10 protein-coding genes are annotated in these 17543 nt (G+C 65.3%); 6 read left to right on the top strand and 4 right to left on the bottom strand.

What is annotated here, in order from left to right:
- The first annotated feature begins 53 nt into the window (after positions 1-53).
- From R2770_07360 to R2770_07350, 3 genes are read left to right on the top strand one after another with little or no spacing between them, the layout of a single operon-like run.
- On the top strand, positions 54-3032 hold the full coding sequence (locus R2770_07360) for a tetratricopeptide repeat protein (protein MEZ5280275.1): 2979 nt from the start codon (positions 54-56) through the stop codon (positions 3030-3032).
- Positions 3029-5725 carry an adenylate/guanylate cyclase domain-containing protein gene (locus R2770_07355; GenBank protein ID MEZ5280274.1) on the top strand — a complete coding sequence of 899 codons (2697 nt, stop codon included), beginning with the start codon at positions 3029-3031 and terminating at the stop codon, positions 5723-5725. The genes R2770_07360 and R2770_07355 overlap by 4 nt, the downstream gene beginning before the upstream one ends.
- On the top strand, positions 5722-6651 hold the full coding sequence (locus tag R2770_07350; GenBank protein ID MEZ5280273.1) for a hypothetical protein: 930 nt from the start codon (positions 5722-5724) through the stop codon (positions 6649-6651). Before R2770_07355 ends, R2770_07350 begins: the two co-directional genes overlap by 4 nt.
- Here the strand turns inward: R2770_07350 and R2770_07345 are convergent.
- On the bottom strand, positions 6641-7465 hold the full coding sequence (locus R2770_07345) for a hypothetical protein (GenBank protein MEZ5280272.1): 825 nt from the start codon (positions 7463-7465) through the stop codon (positions 6641-6643). The two genes, R2770_07350 and R2770_07345, sit on opposite strands and share 11 nt — an antisense overlap.
- On the opposite strand from R2770_07345, the gene R2770_07340 reads away from it, so the two are divergent.
- On the top strand, positions 7464-7976 hold the full coding sequence (locus R2770_07340) for a hypothetical protein (protein MEZ5280271.1): 513 nt from the start codon (positions 7464-7466) through the stop codon (positions 7974-7976). The genes R2770_07345 and R2770_07340 overlap by 2 nt on opposite strands.
- 251 nt (positions 7977-8227) lie before the next feature.
- On the opposite strand, the gene R2770_07335 is transcribed toward R2770_07340, so the two are convergent.
- A complete protein-coding gene (locus R2770_07335; protein MEZ5280270.1) occupies positions 8228-9400 on the bottom strand; it encodes an aminotransferase class V-fold PLP-dependent enzyme in 1173 nt (390 codons plus the stop codon).
- Between the two features lie 151 nt (positions 9401-9551).
- On the opposite strand from R2770_07335, the gene R2770_07330 reads away from it, so the two are divergent.
- Together R2770_07330 and R2770_07325 are read left to right on the top strand one after the other, a co-directional pair.
- The gene (locus tag R2770_07330) at positions 9552-10646 is read left to right on the top strand and encodes a hypothetical protein (protein MEZ5280269.1); all 1095 of its coding nucleotides are present in this window, start codon (positions 9552-9554) and stop codon (positions 10644-10646) included.
- A 29-nt stretch (positions 10647-10675) separates the two neighbouring features.
- The gene (locus R2770_07325) at positions 10676-11131 is read left to right on the top strand and encodes a nitroreductase family deazaflavin-dependent oxidoreductase (protein MEZ5280268.1); all 456 of its coding nucleotides are present in this window, start codon (positions 10676-10678) and stop codon (positions 11129-11131) included.
- A gap of 9 nt (positions 11132-11140) precedes the next feature.
- Here the strand turns inward: R2770_07325 and R2770_07320 are convergent, their stop codons facing one another.
- Together R2770_07320 and R2770_07315 are read right to left on the bottom strand one after the other, a co-directional pair.
- Complete coding sequence (locus tag R2770_07320) at positions 11141-11599, bottom strand: hypothetical protein (GenBank protein ID MEZ5280267.1); 459 nt, start codon at positions 11597-11599, stop codon at positions 11141-11143.
- Between the two features lie 32 nt (positions 11600-11631).
- The gene (locus tag R2770_07315; GenBank protein MEZ5280266.1) at positions 11632-17532 is read right to left on the bottom strand and encodes a hypothetical protein; all 5901 of its coding nucleotides are present in this window, start codon (positions 17530-17532) and stop codon (positions 11632-11634) included.
- Between the last annotated feature and the right edge of the window lie 11 nt (positions 17533-17543).

Here is a 17543-nt window from a genome sequence, read left to right as displayed (position 1 = left end):
CAGGACAGGCGGGCATCCGGCTGGGCCTACAATCGCCTTCAGCAGGGGGCGCCGTGAACGAGAGCTACGACAGCGAGCCGTTCGCGACCAAGATCGAGTCGCCATCGGCGGGCTACGACCTGGGACTGCTCGTGGTGCACGGCATCGGCAATCAGCGCCAGGGCGCAACCCTTACCGAGTGGTCCGACTCGCTGACGCGCTGGCTTCAGTCGTGGGTGGCGGGTGAGGGTGCACGCGCCGCCAAGGTCTCGATACCTGAGGCCAACCTCAAACCCGGTGGTGACACGCCGGCCAACCTCACCATGCACGTCGATCTGGCGGTGAACGGCGAGCAGCCGCCAGAACACAAGCGGTGGTTGGTCGCCGAGGGTTGGTGGGCCGAGACGTTCGAACCTCCGACGTTCGGCGAGTTGTGGACGTGGAGTTTCTCGGCGGTGCCGGCAATCTTGGCCTTGCACGCGAACTCGCAGTTCCGTGCAGCGGTATCCAGGTTCCGCCAATCGGTCGGCAAGGAACGCGTCGGTGCGTTGGCCAGGGTATTCGGCTTGCTGCTGGCGCTGATGGTGCTGATAGCGCTGTCTCCGCTGATCTTGGCCCTGGGCACCCTGCTGCTCGTCATCGGCAGCGTCGCGGGCGCTTTGCCCGTTGCCTTCTTGAAGAACACCGTCGCTCGCCTGCAACTGATATTGGTCGGAACGGTGGGCGACAGCCTTCGGTTGCTTTCGAGTCCTACCCAGGCTGGGGCCATCAAGGCTCCGGTTGCCAGAGGGCTCAGGTGGCTCAAGGCTCAGGGGTGCGAGCGAATCGTGGTGCTTGCCCACAGCCAGGGCGCCGCTGTCTCGTACCAGGTGTTGGCCGACATCGGCGCCGACCATGACAACGGTCTCGACAAGATCGACTCGTTCATATCGGTGGGCTCGGGTTTGCCCAAGGTGTGGGCGATGGCGAACCTGCTGACCGACCGCAGCACCGTGGGGCTCAGGAACGCTGGCCTGGTCACCCCTGTGGCGGCGGCCGTATTCGCGGTCGCTACCCGGTATCTCGACGTCCAGAACCAGATGATCGGACTGCTGGTCATGGCGGGTATAGCGGCAGCCACGGTTCTGGGGCTGGTGGTGGCCCAGCAGTTCCTGGCCGACCGCCGAGACGACTCGATGTGGCGTTTGCGGTTGGATGCCGGCGATGGCACCGAGGCCCTGTCGTTGCACATCCTGCCGCTGATCTTGGGCGGCGTCGCCGCCGTCGTGACCTCGCTGATAGTGCCGCTGGGGTTCGCGACATTCGTCGCCACGGTGAGCGCTGTGGTGATGGTCGTCGGCGTCATGGCCACGGCCCTGGGCCGCATCCCGCCCATAGCAGATGACCTCTCCCGAGGAACAAGACGCTGGGTCGATCTCTATGCCGCCAAGGACCCCGTTCCGGCCGGGCCCACCCAAACCATCACCGACGGCAGGCCCGAGGCGTGGCCCGTGTCGAACCTGCGATCGTCGATGCGCGACCATACCTACTACACGTCGAACCTCGACGAGTGCATGACCTATATCGGGGTCGAACTCCTAGAGGTCAGTGGCGTGGAGATTCAAGGGCGGGCCGAACGCGATGCCACTGCCCGCTATGGCTTCCAACGCAGGTGGCGGGTCGGGTGGCGAGCCCTGATCTCGAATCACATGGTGCTGATGACGGGGCTGTTCGCCTTCAACACCTGGGAGAGCTCGGGCTCTGCAGTGCAGTCGGGTTGGGCAATCTTGTTCGACGGCGACGAGGCGCTCTACGACCGGATCTCGCCCGTCGGCCGACCCTGGTTCGTGCCAGACACAATCTCGTCGACCTGGGCCGGGGTGTTGGCCGTGGCCTTGTACGCCGTGGCGGCCATGGTCTTGGTGACGTTGGGGCAGCGCTTGTGGCACATGTGGGACAACCACGACTCGGGCAAGGAACTGGCCACCGACTCCGACCCCGAGTTGAAGGTGGAGGTGACGCCACATCTGCGGGCGATCATCGTGGTGCTCGCCATCGTCACATGGATCGCAGCGTGGCCCGCAGGAGCACGCAAGGCGGTGAACGCACTCGACTTCGGGTCGTGGACTGCGGGGGCCATCGTGCTGGGAGTGCTCGGGGCGATCTATGTGATGGGCCGATGGATCCCGCCGTTGCTCGAGGCTTCGGGACTGCGGGCCCGGTTCCTCCGGGTCGATCAGTCCAGGCTCGACAGCGTCGCAGCGTTCGGCAGGGCGCAGATCCAGCGGGGCAACATCGATGGAGCCATCGAGGCGTACCGCAAAGCGTTGCGGGTGTCGCGGGCCATGAACGACCCCAGCGCAGAGGTACATGGCGGGTACGCCTACGCTCTCGACCTCAAGGCCGAGATGCTGCGCCGACAGCTCGCCGACTCGCAGGAACCAGATCGGCTCGGGGCCGAGATCGATGCCCTGGTGGCAGAGACAGACCGTCACTTTCGTGAGGCGCGCAAGGTGCAGCGCAACCACGTGCGCAATCTGTTGCACGCGGCGAACTTCACCGCGGTGGTGCAAGACGAGCCGATAAGGGCCCAGGCGCTGATACGTCGCGCCCTCAAGTTGCGTCCACGCGATGCAGGCGTTCTCGGCTGCGCGGCCCGCTTCTATTTCGCCCGGGGTGACGCCTTCCAGGCACAGATGCATCTCGAGACGCTGCTGCGGCTTCAGCGAACGACCTCGCAGGCATCGGTGGTGGATCCGATGGTGTTGGTCAGCCGTTTCGCTCAACTGGTGTGCGAAGGCCCCGACTGTGCCCATGCGAATGCTCGGGAGGTCAAGTTCTTGGTGGACAATGGGGTCCGTGCGCCAGGCATCGACCTACGGCTTTCGTGCCGGAACATCGGCGAAGGCTGGTCGCCCGACGCCCGTCGGGCAATAGTCGAACTGGCCGATGAGATCGTCCGTCCGAGACGCCGCAGCCTGGCGGGCGACACGACCGCCGACTCAGATTCGATCGACGAGATCTTTGCCCATATCGTCGGTGCAGCAACCCCAACGAGTTCCGAAGCGCCATGACCAGTCTTCCCGAGGGAACGATCACCTTCCTGTTCACCGACATCGAGTCGAGCACCAAGAGGTGGGAGCTGCGTCCGGTCGAGATGCGCGCATCCATGGCCTCGCACGACTCGATCTTGACCGAGGTCGTCGAGGCGCACGGCGGGCGCACCTTCAAACACACCGGCGACGGCATGCTCACGGTGTTCGTCTCACCGCAGACTGCTGCCGATGCCGCGGTCGAGTTGCAGAGACGGCTGCAGTCGAGCGGTTGGTCGGGCGACGACCGGCTGAGGGTTCGTATCGGGCTACACACCGGCGAGGCGTACCTGAACGACTCGGGCACCGACTACTACGGGCAGACGATCATTCGGGCTACCCGTGTCATGGATGTTGCGAACGGCGACCAGATCGCGGTTTCGTCCACCACCGCGCCCCTGGTCGTCGGGTATTCGATCGAGGATCGCGGCCCACACCTGCTGAAGGGCATTGGCTCTGAGAACGTCGGCGTGTTGATGGCCGACGGCCTGGTCGTCGACGAGCGCCCGCTGAGGGCGCGGTCCGCGGGCGAGATCAGAGGCATCCCGCCCCTCTTGGACGAAACCGTCGGGCGCAGGTCCGAGGTCGACGCGATCGTTGCGCTCGGCGACAGCGCTCCGCTGGTGACCCTCGTCGGCGTGGGAGGTGTGGGCAAGACCCGTCTGGCGCTGGAGGCCGCCAAGGTGCTCGCCACCGAGTTCCCCGACGGCGTCGCGTTCTGCGAGCTGGCGTCGGTCACCCAGGCCCACAGCGTCGCCGAGGCGCTGGCTCAATCGATCGGTGCTCGGCTGCAACCCGGGCTGGATATGGCCGCCAGTATCGCCAACTTCGTCGCCGACCGACGGATGCTGATAGTGGTCGACAACTGCGAGCACGTGCTCGACACGACCAGGTACCTCGTCGAAATGCTCACGGGTGGACGATCGCTGGTGGTGGCTACCAGCCGCGAGCCGCTTCACTGCGCCGGCGAGAGGGTGTTTCCGGTGGCTCCGCTCGAGGCTACGTCCGACGCCGTCGAGCTGTTCTGTGCCAGAGCCTCCGAGCGCGACGCTCACTTCTCGGCATCCGAACAAGATCGCGCTGCCATCGCCGAACTGTGCGCCGCGCTCGACGGCATACCGCTGGCGATCGAACTGGCCGCGGCGCGGGCCCGCGTTCTCAGCCCGCAACAGCTGCTCGAGCGAATCGCCGACAGGTTCCGCGTGTTGCGCGACGCCCACACCGACGGCAGGCACCGCACACTTCGCGACACCGTCCTGTGGTCGTACGAACAACTGGCCGACGACGAGGCTCGCATGTTCGAGCGGCTGTCTGTGTTTCGGGGCGGGTTTTCGCTCGAAGCAGTTGCGGCGGTGTGTGCCGACGACACCATCGACGCAATCGACTCGCTCGACCTGGTCGAGGCGCTGGTCGACAAGTCGATGGTCGAACGCGAAGCCGGGCGCGGGCGCGTGCGCTTCCGGATGCTGCAGACCCTGCAACAGTTCGCCGCCGACGCACTCGACCAGCGCGGCGAGTCGCAGCACTATCTGGACCTTCACCAGCAGTACTTCGCCGACATGGTGTCGGCCCAGTGCGGCGACCTGCTCGGTGCCAGCGAGGCAGACATCTGGGTGGCGCTGGGTCAGGAGTGGGCGAACATCAGGCGGTCGATCGAAACCGCCCGGGCCCGCGGAGACCTGGCTACTGCGGTGGCGACGGTTCTGGATCTCGGCTGGTGGGGCGTGTTCTCCATGCGGTTCGAGGTGTTCGCCCTGGCGACCGATCTCATCGATCGTCATGGCGGCGACGAGCTTCCTAACCGTGGATCGCTGCTGGGTGCCAAGGCGTTGGGCGCCTACTTCTCGGTCGATCCGATGGCCGAAGAGTTGGCCCGCCAAGGGCTCGATGCCGATCCGTCCGACCCGTTCGGCTACTGCCATGGCGCCTTGGCCGCGGTCTACCTGAACAACGTGCTCGATGTCGATCAGTCCGATCTGTTGACCCGTGAATGGCTGGATATCTCGCGATCGCAGGTCGAGACGGCTGCCATGTGGGCGCACGGAATGCGCGCCTTTCATCTCGGTACCTACACCGACGATCCGGCCGCCGGTCGCCACGCAGACAAGGTGCGCGAGATAGCCGCTCGCACCCACAGCGCCAGCGCCGCCGCGCTGGCGGGCTGGGCCGAGGGACTGGCGTTGGTGAGGGTCGATCCTCGCGAGGCCGACCGCCGCTGGCGCGATGGTCTCGACAAGGCCAGGTCGTTGTCGCCGGACCACCTGTTGATCCATCTGATCACCGGGTTGCGGCTCCACATGATGGCCGGCAGGGGCGACCTGCGGGCTGCATGCGAGCTGACCCGTGATTCGCTGCAGCTCGGACTCGACCAGCATTACCTGGCCGGCACGAGCCACCTGTTTGGCGTCGCCGGTATCTGCCTGGTGCGCGCCGGCCGGACCGATGTGGCCGCCAGGCTGCTGGTGACGATGATCGCTCACGGCCACCAGCCCCGGTCCAATGCCCGCGGCGCGCTGGCCCGAGCCCTTGGTTCTGGCGAGTCAGAGCTGTCGACGATCGAGCCGATCAGCCGCATCGCCGATGCCGGCTTGCTCGCAATCGAGGAACTCGATTCGGTCATCGCCGAACTCGACGCCGTCGCCGCCGATGGTCAGGCATCTGGGGCCTCGGAATGACTCCCCAGCCCGACGTAGTGGGTCTGTCCGTGCCCGATGGCTACACACAGTGGACGGCCCAGGCCAAGCTGTCGTGGCTGCTGGATCACCTGATCGGGCCCAGCGTCTACTCGCCGATCAACCGACCCGAGAACACCTTCCCGAAACCGTCGCAGCTGCCGGCCGTGGTTCGGGTGGTGGCGTCGCGGCGCCAACTGGTCGACACGCTCGACCGCGCCGAGGACCTGATGCCCAGCACGCGGCCCAAGGTCATACATACCGTTGGCGCTGTCGCCCCGATCGAGTTGGTAGCCACCACCGATTCGCAGCTCTCGGGCATGTTGGCTGCCCCACCCAACGGCGGTGCAATCGGCCTGATCCGCATGAGCTACGCGGCCCCGACCACCCGCAAGAAGGCGTACGTGCCAGGCTTCGGGCTCAAGCTGTTGGTCGATGGGATGTCGTCACAAGACACGGTGGCCATCAACCACACAAACGGCCAGGGCCGCGACTTCAACATGTTCTCGAACTCGATGAGCCATGACCTCACCGATCAACACTCCGAGCTGAGGCCGCCACAGAAGCTGATGTCTCGCCTGTTCGAGCGGGTCAGCTGCGAGCCCCGGCGGCTGTCGATCGCCGGCTTCTGTTCGGTCGATCGCCACGGACGATTGGTCGACGAACCGGTTGTGCCCACCAAGCTGGTATTTCAGCCAACGGCGGCCGCAAGACTCAGCTTTCGCAACCGCGCTGGCCACGACTTTCGAGACGTGCTGGGCGAAATCGAACCTGGCACGACGCTCTACGACGTTTATGCCCAAGGCCACGATCGGCCGGTGGCCCACCTGGCCACGACGGGGCGGTTCGCTGCATCGTTGGGCGGCGACCGGCTTTTCTTCAGGCATGTCCAGGTCGCCGAGGATCGAGTCCAAGACCTCAGAAGCTGATCGACGCCTCCCAGGTCGATGGACGTAGGCCGTCGAAACTGATCGGCCGGCCGCGGTTGCGTTCGGCGATCAACTCATCCAGTTCGGACAGGTCTTTCTGCAGGCGCCACAACGAGTCTCGAAGCTTCGGATCGTCAACGACTCGAGCCGGGTTGATGGCCAACAGCGAGTTGCCCTGCACGTGAAACGAGCTGGCGAACGCGGCTTGATCTACCAGCAGCACGTCGGCTGCCCCCGGCCGTACCTCCGGACCTTCGGGGTCGGCCGCCAGCCGGCGAAGGCAGTCGATGTTCGAGATGGCCTTGTCGGCAGGGTCGTGCGAGTCGAGCAGCGGCGAGAGGTTGCCCGCAATCTCGTGAACGACGTTGTTGAACACCAGCGCCGAGATCAGGTCGACCAGATCCTCCACACCATTGAGGGCCGGAACCGAGCCACTGTTCGGCAGGCATCGACGAAGCACCGAGTGCATGTGCGCCAGATCTGGGTCGGCGGCTACCTCGGCGTCGGTATCGATCCCAACGTCGAACAGGTGTTGTCGCACGAAGGCCTCGAGCACTGGCCAGATGACGTCGACATCTGCGACATAGGGGTGGTTGGGGATGTAGCGCAGGCCGCGCTTGTCGATGTCGCGCAGCGGCAACCACTGGTCGAAATCGAAGTTGTCGTAGCTGTTCGACAGAAGAGTCTTGGCGTCCTGGGGGCTGACGAAGCCCGACATCAGGAAGTAGCTGTGCGGCAGCAGCAGCGAGCGGTAGGCGGTGTCGTTGACGGCGAGTGCCGTAGGTGAAGAAGTCGAAAATCGGCCGCAGCGCATGCCAGTCGGGCAGGCTGAACGCCGCCATCGCAAAGGCCCCGCCGACCAGCAGGTGCGAGAACAGCAGGTGCTCGATGAAGGTCACGTATCGGGCGTCGAGGCCGTTGACGACCCGCTTGGCGTTCTCCCACCCTGGCTCACCCCGGTGGTACCGGCGCGACCCGATGTCGATGGCGGTGGGCCTCAGCTCACCCGCCTCCAGCTCGAAGCGGGCGCTCACCGCGTCGAATGCGCCTCTGGTGACGGGGCCGAGGTCCAGGACGAACTCTTCGCCTCTGCGCTCGAGCAAGAAGGGATTGGGGCCCTGCACACGCAGGCGGGCGAACGTGGCGTCGTCGGTGGGGGCGGCCCAGCCAAACGACCGGTCTTCGAAGGCGTCGTTCCAGTCGAGGTCGCCTTGCCAAGGCGGGTCGCGGTCTATCGGAATCCTGCGATAGAGCTTCCAGAACAGCATGCTGGTGCCGTAATAGCCGTAGTAGTAACTCCCCGGCAGCTTGGCTTCGGCCGGTAGTTTCTCTGGCACCAACAGCTGCGGTGGCAGCCAGCGCAGCCCTTTGTACACGGTGCAGGCGCTGACCAACCGAGGCGGAGGACTCGACGGCAGTTTGCGTCGACGAAACGAGGTGGCGCTGCGCTGCTCGACCCGCCGCGACGTGAACTGGCGGAACCGGACCAGCGCCTTGGCTTTCAACACGTCGCTTGTCGAAAGTTCTGCCATCGGGCGCTCTCCTTTGGCGGCGATGGTAGTCGTCGCTCGGGTTGCTACAACCGCTGCAGCGCTTCGATCAGCACGTCGATCTCGTCGCCCGTGTTGTAGTAGTGAGGTGCGGCCCTGACTATCGACCGCAACCCCCGGTCGTGCAGATCGTGGAACGACGCCATCGCCCTCGGGGCCGCCACGGTTATGTGGCTGGCCATCAAGCTGCTGGCCACGTCGCTGTCGTCCCAACCGTCGACACTGAAGCCGACAATGCCGGCGGTGGCTGCCGTGGCGTCGTGCACTGTGACCCCGGGTGTTTCGGCCAGGCGGAATCGCAACAGCCGGGCAAGCTCGTGGACCCGCCCGGCGATCCTGTCGACCCCTAGCTCGGCGGCCAGTTCGATGGCGGCTAACAACCCCAGCACCGCCGAGTGGCTGCGTTCGCCGAGTTCGAAGCGGGCGCCTCCCGACGCAGGTTGATAGTCGTCGCCCGACCAGGCGCCCGAACGGCCGTCGACGAACACCGGCGGCCGCAGGCGGTCATGCAGTTTGGTGTCGACGTACAGCAGACCCGTGCCGCGGGGTCCGCGCAACCACTTGCGACCGGTCGCCGTCATGAAGTCGCAGCCGATCGCCGCGACGTCCACTGGTATCTGGCCGACCGACTGGGTCGCGTCCAACAGAACCAGGGCTCCACGATCGTGAGCGATCGCGGTTGCCTCGGCCACGGGGTTGATCACTCCCTGGGTCATCGGAACGTGGGTCAAACAGACCAGCTTGGTAGGGCCGGCCAGGGCCTGCTGCAACGCGTCGAGGTCGGTGGTGCCGTCGGCAAGCGTCGGCACCGTGACCACCTCGACACCGTCAGCGCGGGCCTTCACCAGCCCCGCGGCCGATGAGACGAACTCGCCGCGGCCAGCGACGATGCGATCTCCCGGCTCGAGGGGCACGGCCATGAACGCCCGCCACCAGGCCTCAGACCCTCCCGATGTGATCGAGATCGCATTGCGATCGCAGTTCAGCAGGCCCGCAGCAGCGTCATAAACCCGCTCGAACCGGTCTGCGAACTCTACTTGGGCGGCGTAGCTGCCTATCTCGATCTCGCGGCGGGTGAACTCGGCCACGGCATCTATGACCTGGTCCGGCATCAGCGCCGCACCCGCGTTGTTGAAGTGCGTCACGTGGGCACACCCCGGCGTTTCGGCACGAAGCTGGTCGATTGCGGCCTGGTCCATGACCCGACGCTAGGCCGTCGCCGATGTGTGGCCGGCCGAATTCTGGGGTCCACTTCCGATCTGGGGTCGGATCCAGACCATCGGTGACCCGAAGTCGACCCCAGATTCCGGTCGGGAGGCAGGGGGCGGGCAGGCGCGTAGCATCGGGCCGGTGGGGGACAAGGTGATCGGCAACGACAAGGCGATGTGGGTGCGCGTCGTTGCTGTGGCGGGGGCGGCCGCGTGGACGGCGATGACCCTCGCCTTCGGGTTCGGGCTGGTGTTGACCGTGCTCGAGGCGGCGGGGCCCAAAGACACCTCGCAGGCCCTCGTTCTGGAACGGTCGGCGTTCGAATGGGTCAGGAACACTTGTGATGGGCCCGTGGGGGGTTCGAGGGGCGTGAACTTCGGGCCTTGTGAGGACTACAAGGTCCCGGCCGGAGCGGTGGCGGGTGAGTCGGCCGATGGCACGACCTGGGCCTTGATTGGCCGCGATGTCTTGGACGTCGCGGGTCCTGTCGGTTCGGAGTTGACGGTCGAGACGTCGACAATCACCGGCCGAATCGTCAGCCTCGACAACGGGCGCCCGTTCGACAACCGGTGGAATCGCACAACAAGCGCAGCATCGATCGCGGTGTCGGCGATGGGTGCTGTGCTGGTGTTGGCAAACCTGATTCTGGTGCCGATGTTGATCAGGCAGCGCAGAAGCCCAGGTTCGCTGGGCCGATCCGCCGTGCTGGCGTCGGTTGCGGGCGGAATAGCTGTGGGCTCGCTCGGGGCCTGGTGGCTGGGATTCGGGGGTGAAGCCAGCTTCGAGGTGCCGTCCAGCGGCGACCTGTACGGCGACTACGTGGCCGACCCCTACCAATTGATCGCCCAGACCGGTGCGGCCGAGGAGGCCGGGCTTGTCGTCGAAACCACCGGTATGCGACCGGCAACTGCTCGGCTGGTGCCACGCGACCATTACGGCCCGGCAGTAATCGATCAACTCGCAAACGTTGGCGACCGTGTGCCCGTGTTCGTGATACTCCAGTCGAAGTACAACTCGCAGGCTCCGTTCTTCGTCGGGCTGAGGGCGACGATCGACGGCGATATCGTCGACGCAACCCCTTGTTCACCAGATTGGGACGATGCCGAGCCGATAGGTGTCGACACGTCGATCGTCGCCGCCCTGATGTGCTTCGACCGCGTTCCCGACTCGCCCGAGGTTTATGTGCCTACCAACCTCACCGAGCGTGGAGTGGCGGTTGCGGCCGATTTCGGCTGACGAGCTCGCCGTGCGGGTAGCTTCGACGCATGGCGAACATGGACTCTGCAGATTACGAACCGAGCACCTGGGACTGGGTTGCTGAACAGGTCGAGGCATACGAGGCTTCGGGCGGTACCCAGGCCAACACATTGCGCGACACCGGCATCCCCATCGTGATCTTCACGTGCGTGGGCCACAAGACCGGCAAGCTGCGCAAGGTGCCGGTGATGCGTGTAGAGCACGAGGGTGAGTACGCCATCGTGGCCTCCAAGGGTGGCCGGCCCGAGCATCCGGGCTGGTATCACAACCTCGTCGCCAACCCGAACATCGCGTTGCAGGACGGCCCCGAGCCGATGGACATGGTGGTGCACGAGGCTCAGGGCGCCGAGCGTGCGATCTGGTGGCAGCGCGCGGTCGAGGTCTTCCCGACCTATGCCGACTATGAGATCAGCGCCACCGGCCACGGCCGGGTGATACCGGTGTTCATCGCATCACCTGCATGACCTGATGGTTCACCGGGGGACGGGTGCCACCGCGACGATCGGCGACGGGATCTGCCTATCGCCGAGGCTGCCCAGGAATGCGAGGTTGCTGAAGTTGAAGATGCCCCCGTCCCCAGCGACCATCAGGTAGCCGTTCCCGTACGGAACCATGCCGTTTATCGGCTGGTTGAGCTTCGTACCAGGCGGTAGCACCCCGGGTATCGACCCGCGGAACGGAGCATCGAAGGCGAACACTCCTCCGTCTCCGGCCACCAGCCAGTAACCCGAGCCGTCTGGGTCTACGACAAGTCCATTGACCGGTGAGTCGAGCGGCCCGGGGACGACCTGCGGAACCGATCCGGCAAACACTGCGTCGCCGAACGTGAAGATGCCGCCATCGCTTCCGACCATGTAGTACCCGCGGCCGTCCTGCAGTGGCGCGCTGTCGACCACGGGTCCTCGCAGGGCGTCGGCAAGGCCGATGGTCACGAGGTCTCCGAAGTGGGTGGCGTTGCCGAAGGTCAGGGCACGACCCTTCGAGGTGAAGACGTAGTAGCCCAGCCCGCCCGGGTGGCAGCCATCGTCGAGGGAACCTCGCCGTTCGACAGTTGTGCCAGGTTCACGTTCCCGTAGTGAGGGGCGCCGCCGAGAGCGTGAACCACACCGTTGCTCTCGAGGATCCATATCCCAGCGCCCGACGGGTTCTCGAGGACCTTCACGGCCCTGCTGGTCACGGTTGCGCGGGTGCCGGTGGGAACCACTGTCTCGCTGTCGCCGAATGCGTACACATAGCCGGTTTCGTCGACCATCCAGTAGCCCTGTAGGTCGACGAACTTCCCCTTGATGAACCGCTCACCCGTCTCGGTGAAGGTGAGCGTCATCGCCGGGCTTCCCGGTGGGGACACAACCGTGAACATGTAGGTCTGCCCCTCGACGACGCTGACCTGACGGTTCTGCTGTGGCGCACTTGTCACGCTTGCAACACAACCCAAGGGATCGAAGCCCGACAGGTTCTTCGTCGGCCAGCCGAAGCTGAACGCATCCGAGCCGACCCTGCTGACGCCGAGCGCACTGCTTGCAGCCCCGCCGCTGGCCCCTATCGTGATCGTCGATGTGAACGGTGCAGTCCAGGTGACTGCCCCCGCAGTGCTGCCGGTGCCGCATTCGGCAATCGCAGCGACATCGTTGACTCCCAAACCGGTGTCGGTGCGCACAACGGCGCTGGTACCCGTGACAGCAATCGGCTCGGCCACGAGTTGGCGAACACGGATCATCGCCGGTCCGGGGTCACCCTGGGTGTCCACGACGATGACCATCATCGACGTTGCTTTCACGACGACGTCGGCAGACTGGGCACCATAGGGACCTGCGTCGGCGAGGGTCATCGCCTGGCTGGCCGAGTTGGAGCAACCGATTTCGCGGGTCACCGGTTCGAGCTTCCCGGGACTTGGGGGCGGCGCCTCGAATACGGCGACCTGCAGGTCGGCGCCCTCGAGCGACACAGCGCTGACCAGGAGGCGAAGGTTGTCGACGTTCAGCGACGAGGTCCAGTAGAACGCCGTGTGTTGAGCGCCATCGGTCCAACAAGACGGAGTGTTTGACTGCTCGAAGCTGTCTATCGAAGCCTCAGCGAGGTCGACTACGTCGGTCGATTCGTCGATACCACCGTTGGCGGTGTCCCAAAAGGCCAGCCGCTTCTGCTGATCGTAAGAATCGTTCGGGATGGGACCCGGATAGCGGGTTACTTCCAGGTCGAAGGTGGAGGTGAATCTTGCTGCCTGGAACCGGCAATCAGCGTCGCTGATCGCCGTCGGGCGATCCTCGTAAACACGGAAGACACTGCTGCCGCCCGGGGTCACGAGCATCGTGGCGACGCCATTTGTGAACGTCACGCCATCGCCCTCGATGCGCATCGGCACTGTGGCGCCGTCCTCGGCTCGCTTGGCCCCGACCACCCTGACTTGGACTATGTCGCTGTTGGGACCCAGCGCGGTGCCGGTGGCGAAGCCGACTGCGCCACATGCTGTGGTCGGATGGGGCGTGCCGGTGAAGGCGGTTGCGGTCGAGTACGGGCCAGACACTCCGTCGGCAGCGTCGGTGAATGCCGCGACCGATCGGTTTGCCGGCACGACGATCGAGACCTCGACGGTGTTCGAACCAGGGCAGCCGTTGCCGTCACATGCGACGGCGATCTTCATCACGTGGGTCTGGCCGCGGGCCAGGCCGGCTGGCAATGTGAAGTCGACCTGTGCCCCAGGGAACGATGCCGGCTCCTGGCCCGACTGGCGGCTGATGGTTTTGGTCTGTCCCGCTGCGCTGACGTTGTAGCTCTCGCGCGTGGAAGCGTTGCCCACGGTGGCCCCGGGGTCGTAGACGTAGACCGAAAGGGTCTGCCCTGGCTCGGCCACCAGGAACCGCGGCGTGTAGATGCCTCCGGCACGATTGGCGGGCCTGACCGGAGTGGCGAAGGTCTTGCACGTTACGTCGACGCACACCATCGACACCTGCGGTGTCGGATCTGAGACTGTCACGACCAGCTGGGTTGAACTGGTCTGCTTCTGGCCGCTGTCGTTGGTGTACTCGAGGTGATGCGTCAACACCTGTGTGGGTGACACAGCGCCTCCGGCACGAATGTCGAGCCAGGCGTACCCCCCGGTCTGAAGGGGCCGGTTGAGCCACTCGGTGGCGCTGAACACCCGAGGTATCGAAACGTTGGTCTCGGTGCCGGGGATCTTCTCTGGGCCGAAGCCGTCGTCGAGTGTGAACCACGACTTGACCGAGCCGCCCCTGAGCATGTCGAAGGGCTGGCGCCAAGCCACAGGCACGAACTGATCCTGGTGCTCGGCTCGCGTCGGCACACCCCCGATGCGGTGGTCGACGATTCCGGCGTCGAGCAACACGAGTGGCTGGGAGTCCTCGGCGATCACTCTGGTGGTGCCCTTGACCCTGATCTCGGCGGTGATCGAAGCGTGACCGTAGCCGTCGGTGTCCGGGGCTACGTCTGACTCTCGGATGCGCCACTCGGCAGGCACGTTGATCGAATAGCTGGACGGGCCGATCCGCGTGTGGCGGATCTCCTGGGGAGGCAGCACCAAGCCCGTGCTGGTCTTCATCAGGACCTCGTACACGGCCGGGTCGGACAGGGTGATTCCGAGCCTCATCCAGATCCGTTCGCCATATTCCTGGTAGGCAACGGTGCCACCGTCGGGCCTCGTAACGAACAGGTACGGATCGTCGACGGTTCTGGCCAGCTGTCCGATGTCGAAGCTGGACGGGGGAATGCGGCAGCCGGTCGTGTCAGGCACCGTGGCCCCCGACAGCGAGTCGAGCAGGTTCGAGCCGTTGTCGAACAAGCTGGCGTCGAAGTTCCATCCGATCTGCCACACCTTGCCCTGAGAGTCGAAGGTGTTCTGCTTGTTGATCCAGCCCAGGTGGACCTTGGCGTTGACCGAACCCGACAGCGGGCTCGACATGCCGACCCGAAGGTCGACGTTGACCTCGAGGCATCGCAGCGACAGCTCGTGGGTTGTGGGCGAACCGGTGAAGAACTGCTGAACGTCGCTGTACGCGTCCTGGACATCGCGGAACACCTCGTCGACGCTGGGCAAGCGCACGAACAAAGTCGCTTTGAACGACGGCGGTTGCCCGTTGGTGCCGAATCCGGCCGATGCAGAGATCGTCACCATGTCGCCGGCAGGGTCATCTGCCTCGGCAACTTGGACCATGAACGAGAAGCCCGATGCGGACAGCTCGACAGAACCGGTGGCGGTGGCGAAGCCCGGAATCTCGAGGTCGCCGCTCAGAGCAAACGACGGCGGCGCCGACGTAGACACGTCGAGAGCCAGGGCGGCGTTGCTGACCACGACTGCTCCGAGGTCGACCTCGTTGAGCGCGGCCGATGCTTCGATGCCGTCTTCTCCGAGCTCGAAGCTCATGTGGGCGAAACAGGCACTGTCGGCCAAACACCGCTGGTTCTGCTGCTGAGGTGTCAGTTCGGAGCCACCACAAGAGTCGATCGGCTGCTCGGCGCCTGAACCTGCGGAAGTCTTCGAGGCGTTGAGATACAGATCGGCGGCGATCTTGATACCGGTCTCGAGGCACAGGTTCGGTGCGTCGAGGGTGGACACCGACAGCTCGACGTTGCGCAGCGCGGCGTCGGGAAGTGTCGTTGCGTCGAAGTTGGTGCCCGCGACGCGTGCGCCGAGCGCAACGACGTCGCGAAGGCCGATCACGTCCGCCTGGATGCGCACGCCTGCGCCCAACCGACCGGCGGCGACCTCGACGGCGGCCGACACGTCGAACGTCGACGGGCCGATCTTGGCCTTTGCTCGCACGCCTGCCTGCGCCGACGGCTTCGGACCGACGTTGATCGTCATCTCCAGGCGCAGAGCCTGCAGGTCGAGCCAATCGATTCCGAACGGCGTGGTCCAGCCGGTGCCCGGTGCCAGCCCGCCACCGATGGTGATGCTGGCCCCGGTCGGGTCGAGAGAAACCGCCCCGTCGATCTGGAAGGTGACGGTGTCGGTTTTGGTCCCCTCATCGGGCATGACCGTCGTGAGCCGACCGACGAGACCGAAGCTGGTGACACCGCCGCGGTTGGAGATCGTCGTCTCGAGCTGGGCCTGTTTGAACCACTCGGGGCTGTTGGCGTTTCGATCGATGGTCGGCAGCTTGATGCGTATGTCGAGCCCGCTGCCGCCGAACGCCGGGATGGTGCCGGTGAACTGGAGGTTGCCGTCGGTGCCGGCAGGCCCCATCGCCGACAGAGCCGAACGCACCGTCTCGGGTAGCGTCATCTGGCCGGCGATCGTGACACCTCTGGCGATCGAGAACGAGCAGTTCTGGTTGTTCGCGGCGCACATGACGTCGGCGAAGAAGGTGCGCTCTGGCGAACCGGCCGGGTAGGTGGCCTGGGTGATGTCGCGCTGGGAGATGACTACGGCACCCTCGGGCACCGGCATGTCGCTCAGTAGTCCGGCGTTGAAGTAGTCGCCAAGAGACGCTCCATCGGCCTTGAAGGCCAGAACGAAGCTGTTCGCTGAAGCTGTGTTACCGCTGACCAGCAGCCGAGCGCCTGCGTTGGCGAAGTTCACGCCCGTAACCAGCGTTCCCTCGATGTTGGGACCGTCTGTGGTGAAGTGCAGTTCGGTGGCCCCAACCCCGAGCCTGCGCACATCGGCGTGGACCGAGCCGGTGTTGATGCCGGCCTTCTTGAGCATGTCGGCCACCTGGCCAACGTTGATCGGGGGCAGTTCCAGGTCGACCGAGAGGTTCGATCCGTCGGTCGACATCGCGAGCTTGGCCCTGGCGCCTTCGAGGGTCACTTCGGTCGAGAAACCGCCCGAGAATGTGCCGTCGGAGTTGAAGGTGAAGTCGGCCCTGGCAGACGCCACCTCGACGGAGGTCTGCCCAAGCGGAGCCTTCCACGAACTGCCCGAAGCCAGGCCACCTTCGAACGATGTCGTAGATCCGTCTGCTCTGGCGACCATCTCGAAGACCACGTCTCCGGCGGCGAGCCGCGGGTGGTTGATGGTGATTGCGCCGACCGCCTCGACGGACATCGAGGCATCGCCACCGATGCCCTCGAGGCCGACCACCAGCGTGAACTCTGTCGACTTGATCCCGTCCGCGCCGGTGAGCCCGCGAATGCCCGTTGCGCCGAATTGGCCCGTTAGGCGAACGTCGGACTGATCGGTTGGCAGGAGGGGCCGGTTGGTCAAAAGTGCGACCACATCGCCGCTGAACTCGCCAGAAACAGCAACCTTTGCCGAGTTGGCCGTGAGGCCAGGAAGGTGGCGAGACAGAGCCACGTTGCCTTGGACGCTGATCCCCGCGGAGGCCGGCTCGCCTTCACCGAAGAAGGCCTTTCCCGCAGCGGTCGCGTCGAGATCGATATCCGCGGTCGTCACGACGACCGAACCCTCGACCTTCAAAGCGCCAGAGGCCGCCTTCCAGTTCGGGTTGAGGATCGACAGATCGACATCGCCGCCGAGCCCGAAGGCCAGAACGGGGGTGTTGCTACCGGGCTCCCAGTCGGCCACCAGGATCGCCTGATATGTCGCTCCCTGCACCGAGACCGAACCGTTGACGGTGATCGCCTGGACGTCGGTGTCGACGGTGACCTGCGAGTTACCCAACGACTTGGTGCCCAGGCCGGTGGCTCCGGGCCACTCGATGCTGATCCTGTTGGCGTTGTTGAGCGATGCTCGGGCGGCAGAGAAGCTCGACAGATCGAGCTTGGGGACCGATCCCGACCTGCCTGGTTCTGCTATCTGGACGGTAACCGACGTTGCACCATCGGCTCTCAGAACCAGACCGAACACCAACAAGACCGCAACAGCGACGAGCCCGCCGAGCGTTCTGCTGGTCGAGAACACACGCCGGGGGGTGCGGCCGCCGATGGACTCGGTCGCTCGTGCCATGTCGGTTCCAG

This window comes from Acidimicrobiales bacterium, from assembly GCA_041394185.1.
Taxonomy (GTDB): Bacteria; Actinomycetota; Acidimicrobiia; order Acidimicrobiales; family Poriferisodalaceae; genus JAAETH01.
The sequence above is the reverse complement of the archived record's forward strand: the minus strand, read 5'-3'. Positions and strand labels throughout refer to the sequence as shown.

Bases quoted from the DNA above. Each gene is read 5' to 3' on its own strand.
- R2770_07355 (MEZ5280274.1), top strand. From the start codon at position 3,029: ATGACCAGTCTTCCCGAGGGAACGATCACCTTCCTGTTCACCGACATC.
- R2770_07350 (MEZ5280273.1), top strand. From the start codon at position 5,722: ATGACTCCCCAGCCCGACGTAGTGGGTCTGTCCGTGCCCGATGGCTAC.
- R2770_07340 (MEZ5280271.1), top strand. From the start codon at position 7,464: ATGCCAGTCGGGCAGGCTGAACGCCGCCATCGCAAAGGCCCCGCCGAC.
- R2770_07345 (MEZ5280272.1), bottom strand. From the start codon at position 7,465: ATGCGCTGCGGCCGATTTTCGACTTCTTCACCTACGGCACTCGCCGTC.
- R2770_07335 (MEZ5280270.1), bottom strand. From the start codon at position 9,400: ATGGACCAGGCCGCAATCGACCAGCTTCGTGCCGAAACGCCGGGGTGT.
- R2770_07325 (MEZ5280268.1), top strand. From the start codon at position 10,676: ATGGCGAACATGGACTCTGCAGATTACGAACCGAGCACCTGGGACTGG.
- R2770_07315 (MEZ5280266.1), bottom strand. From the start codon at position 17,532: ATGGCACGAGCGACCGAGTCCATCGGCGGCCGCACCCCCCGGCGTGTG.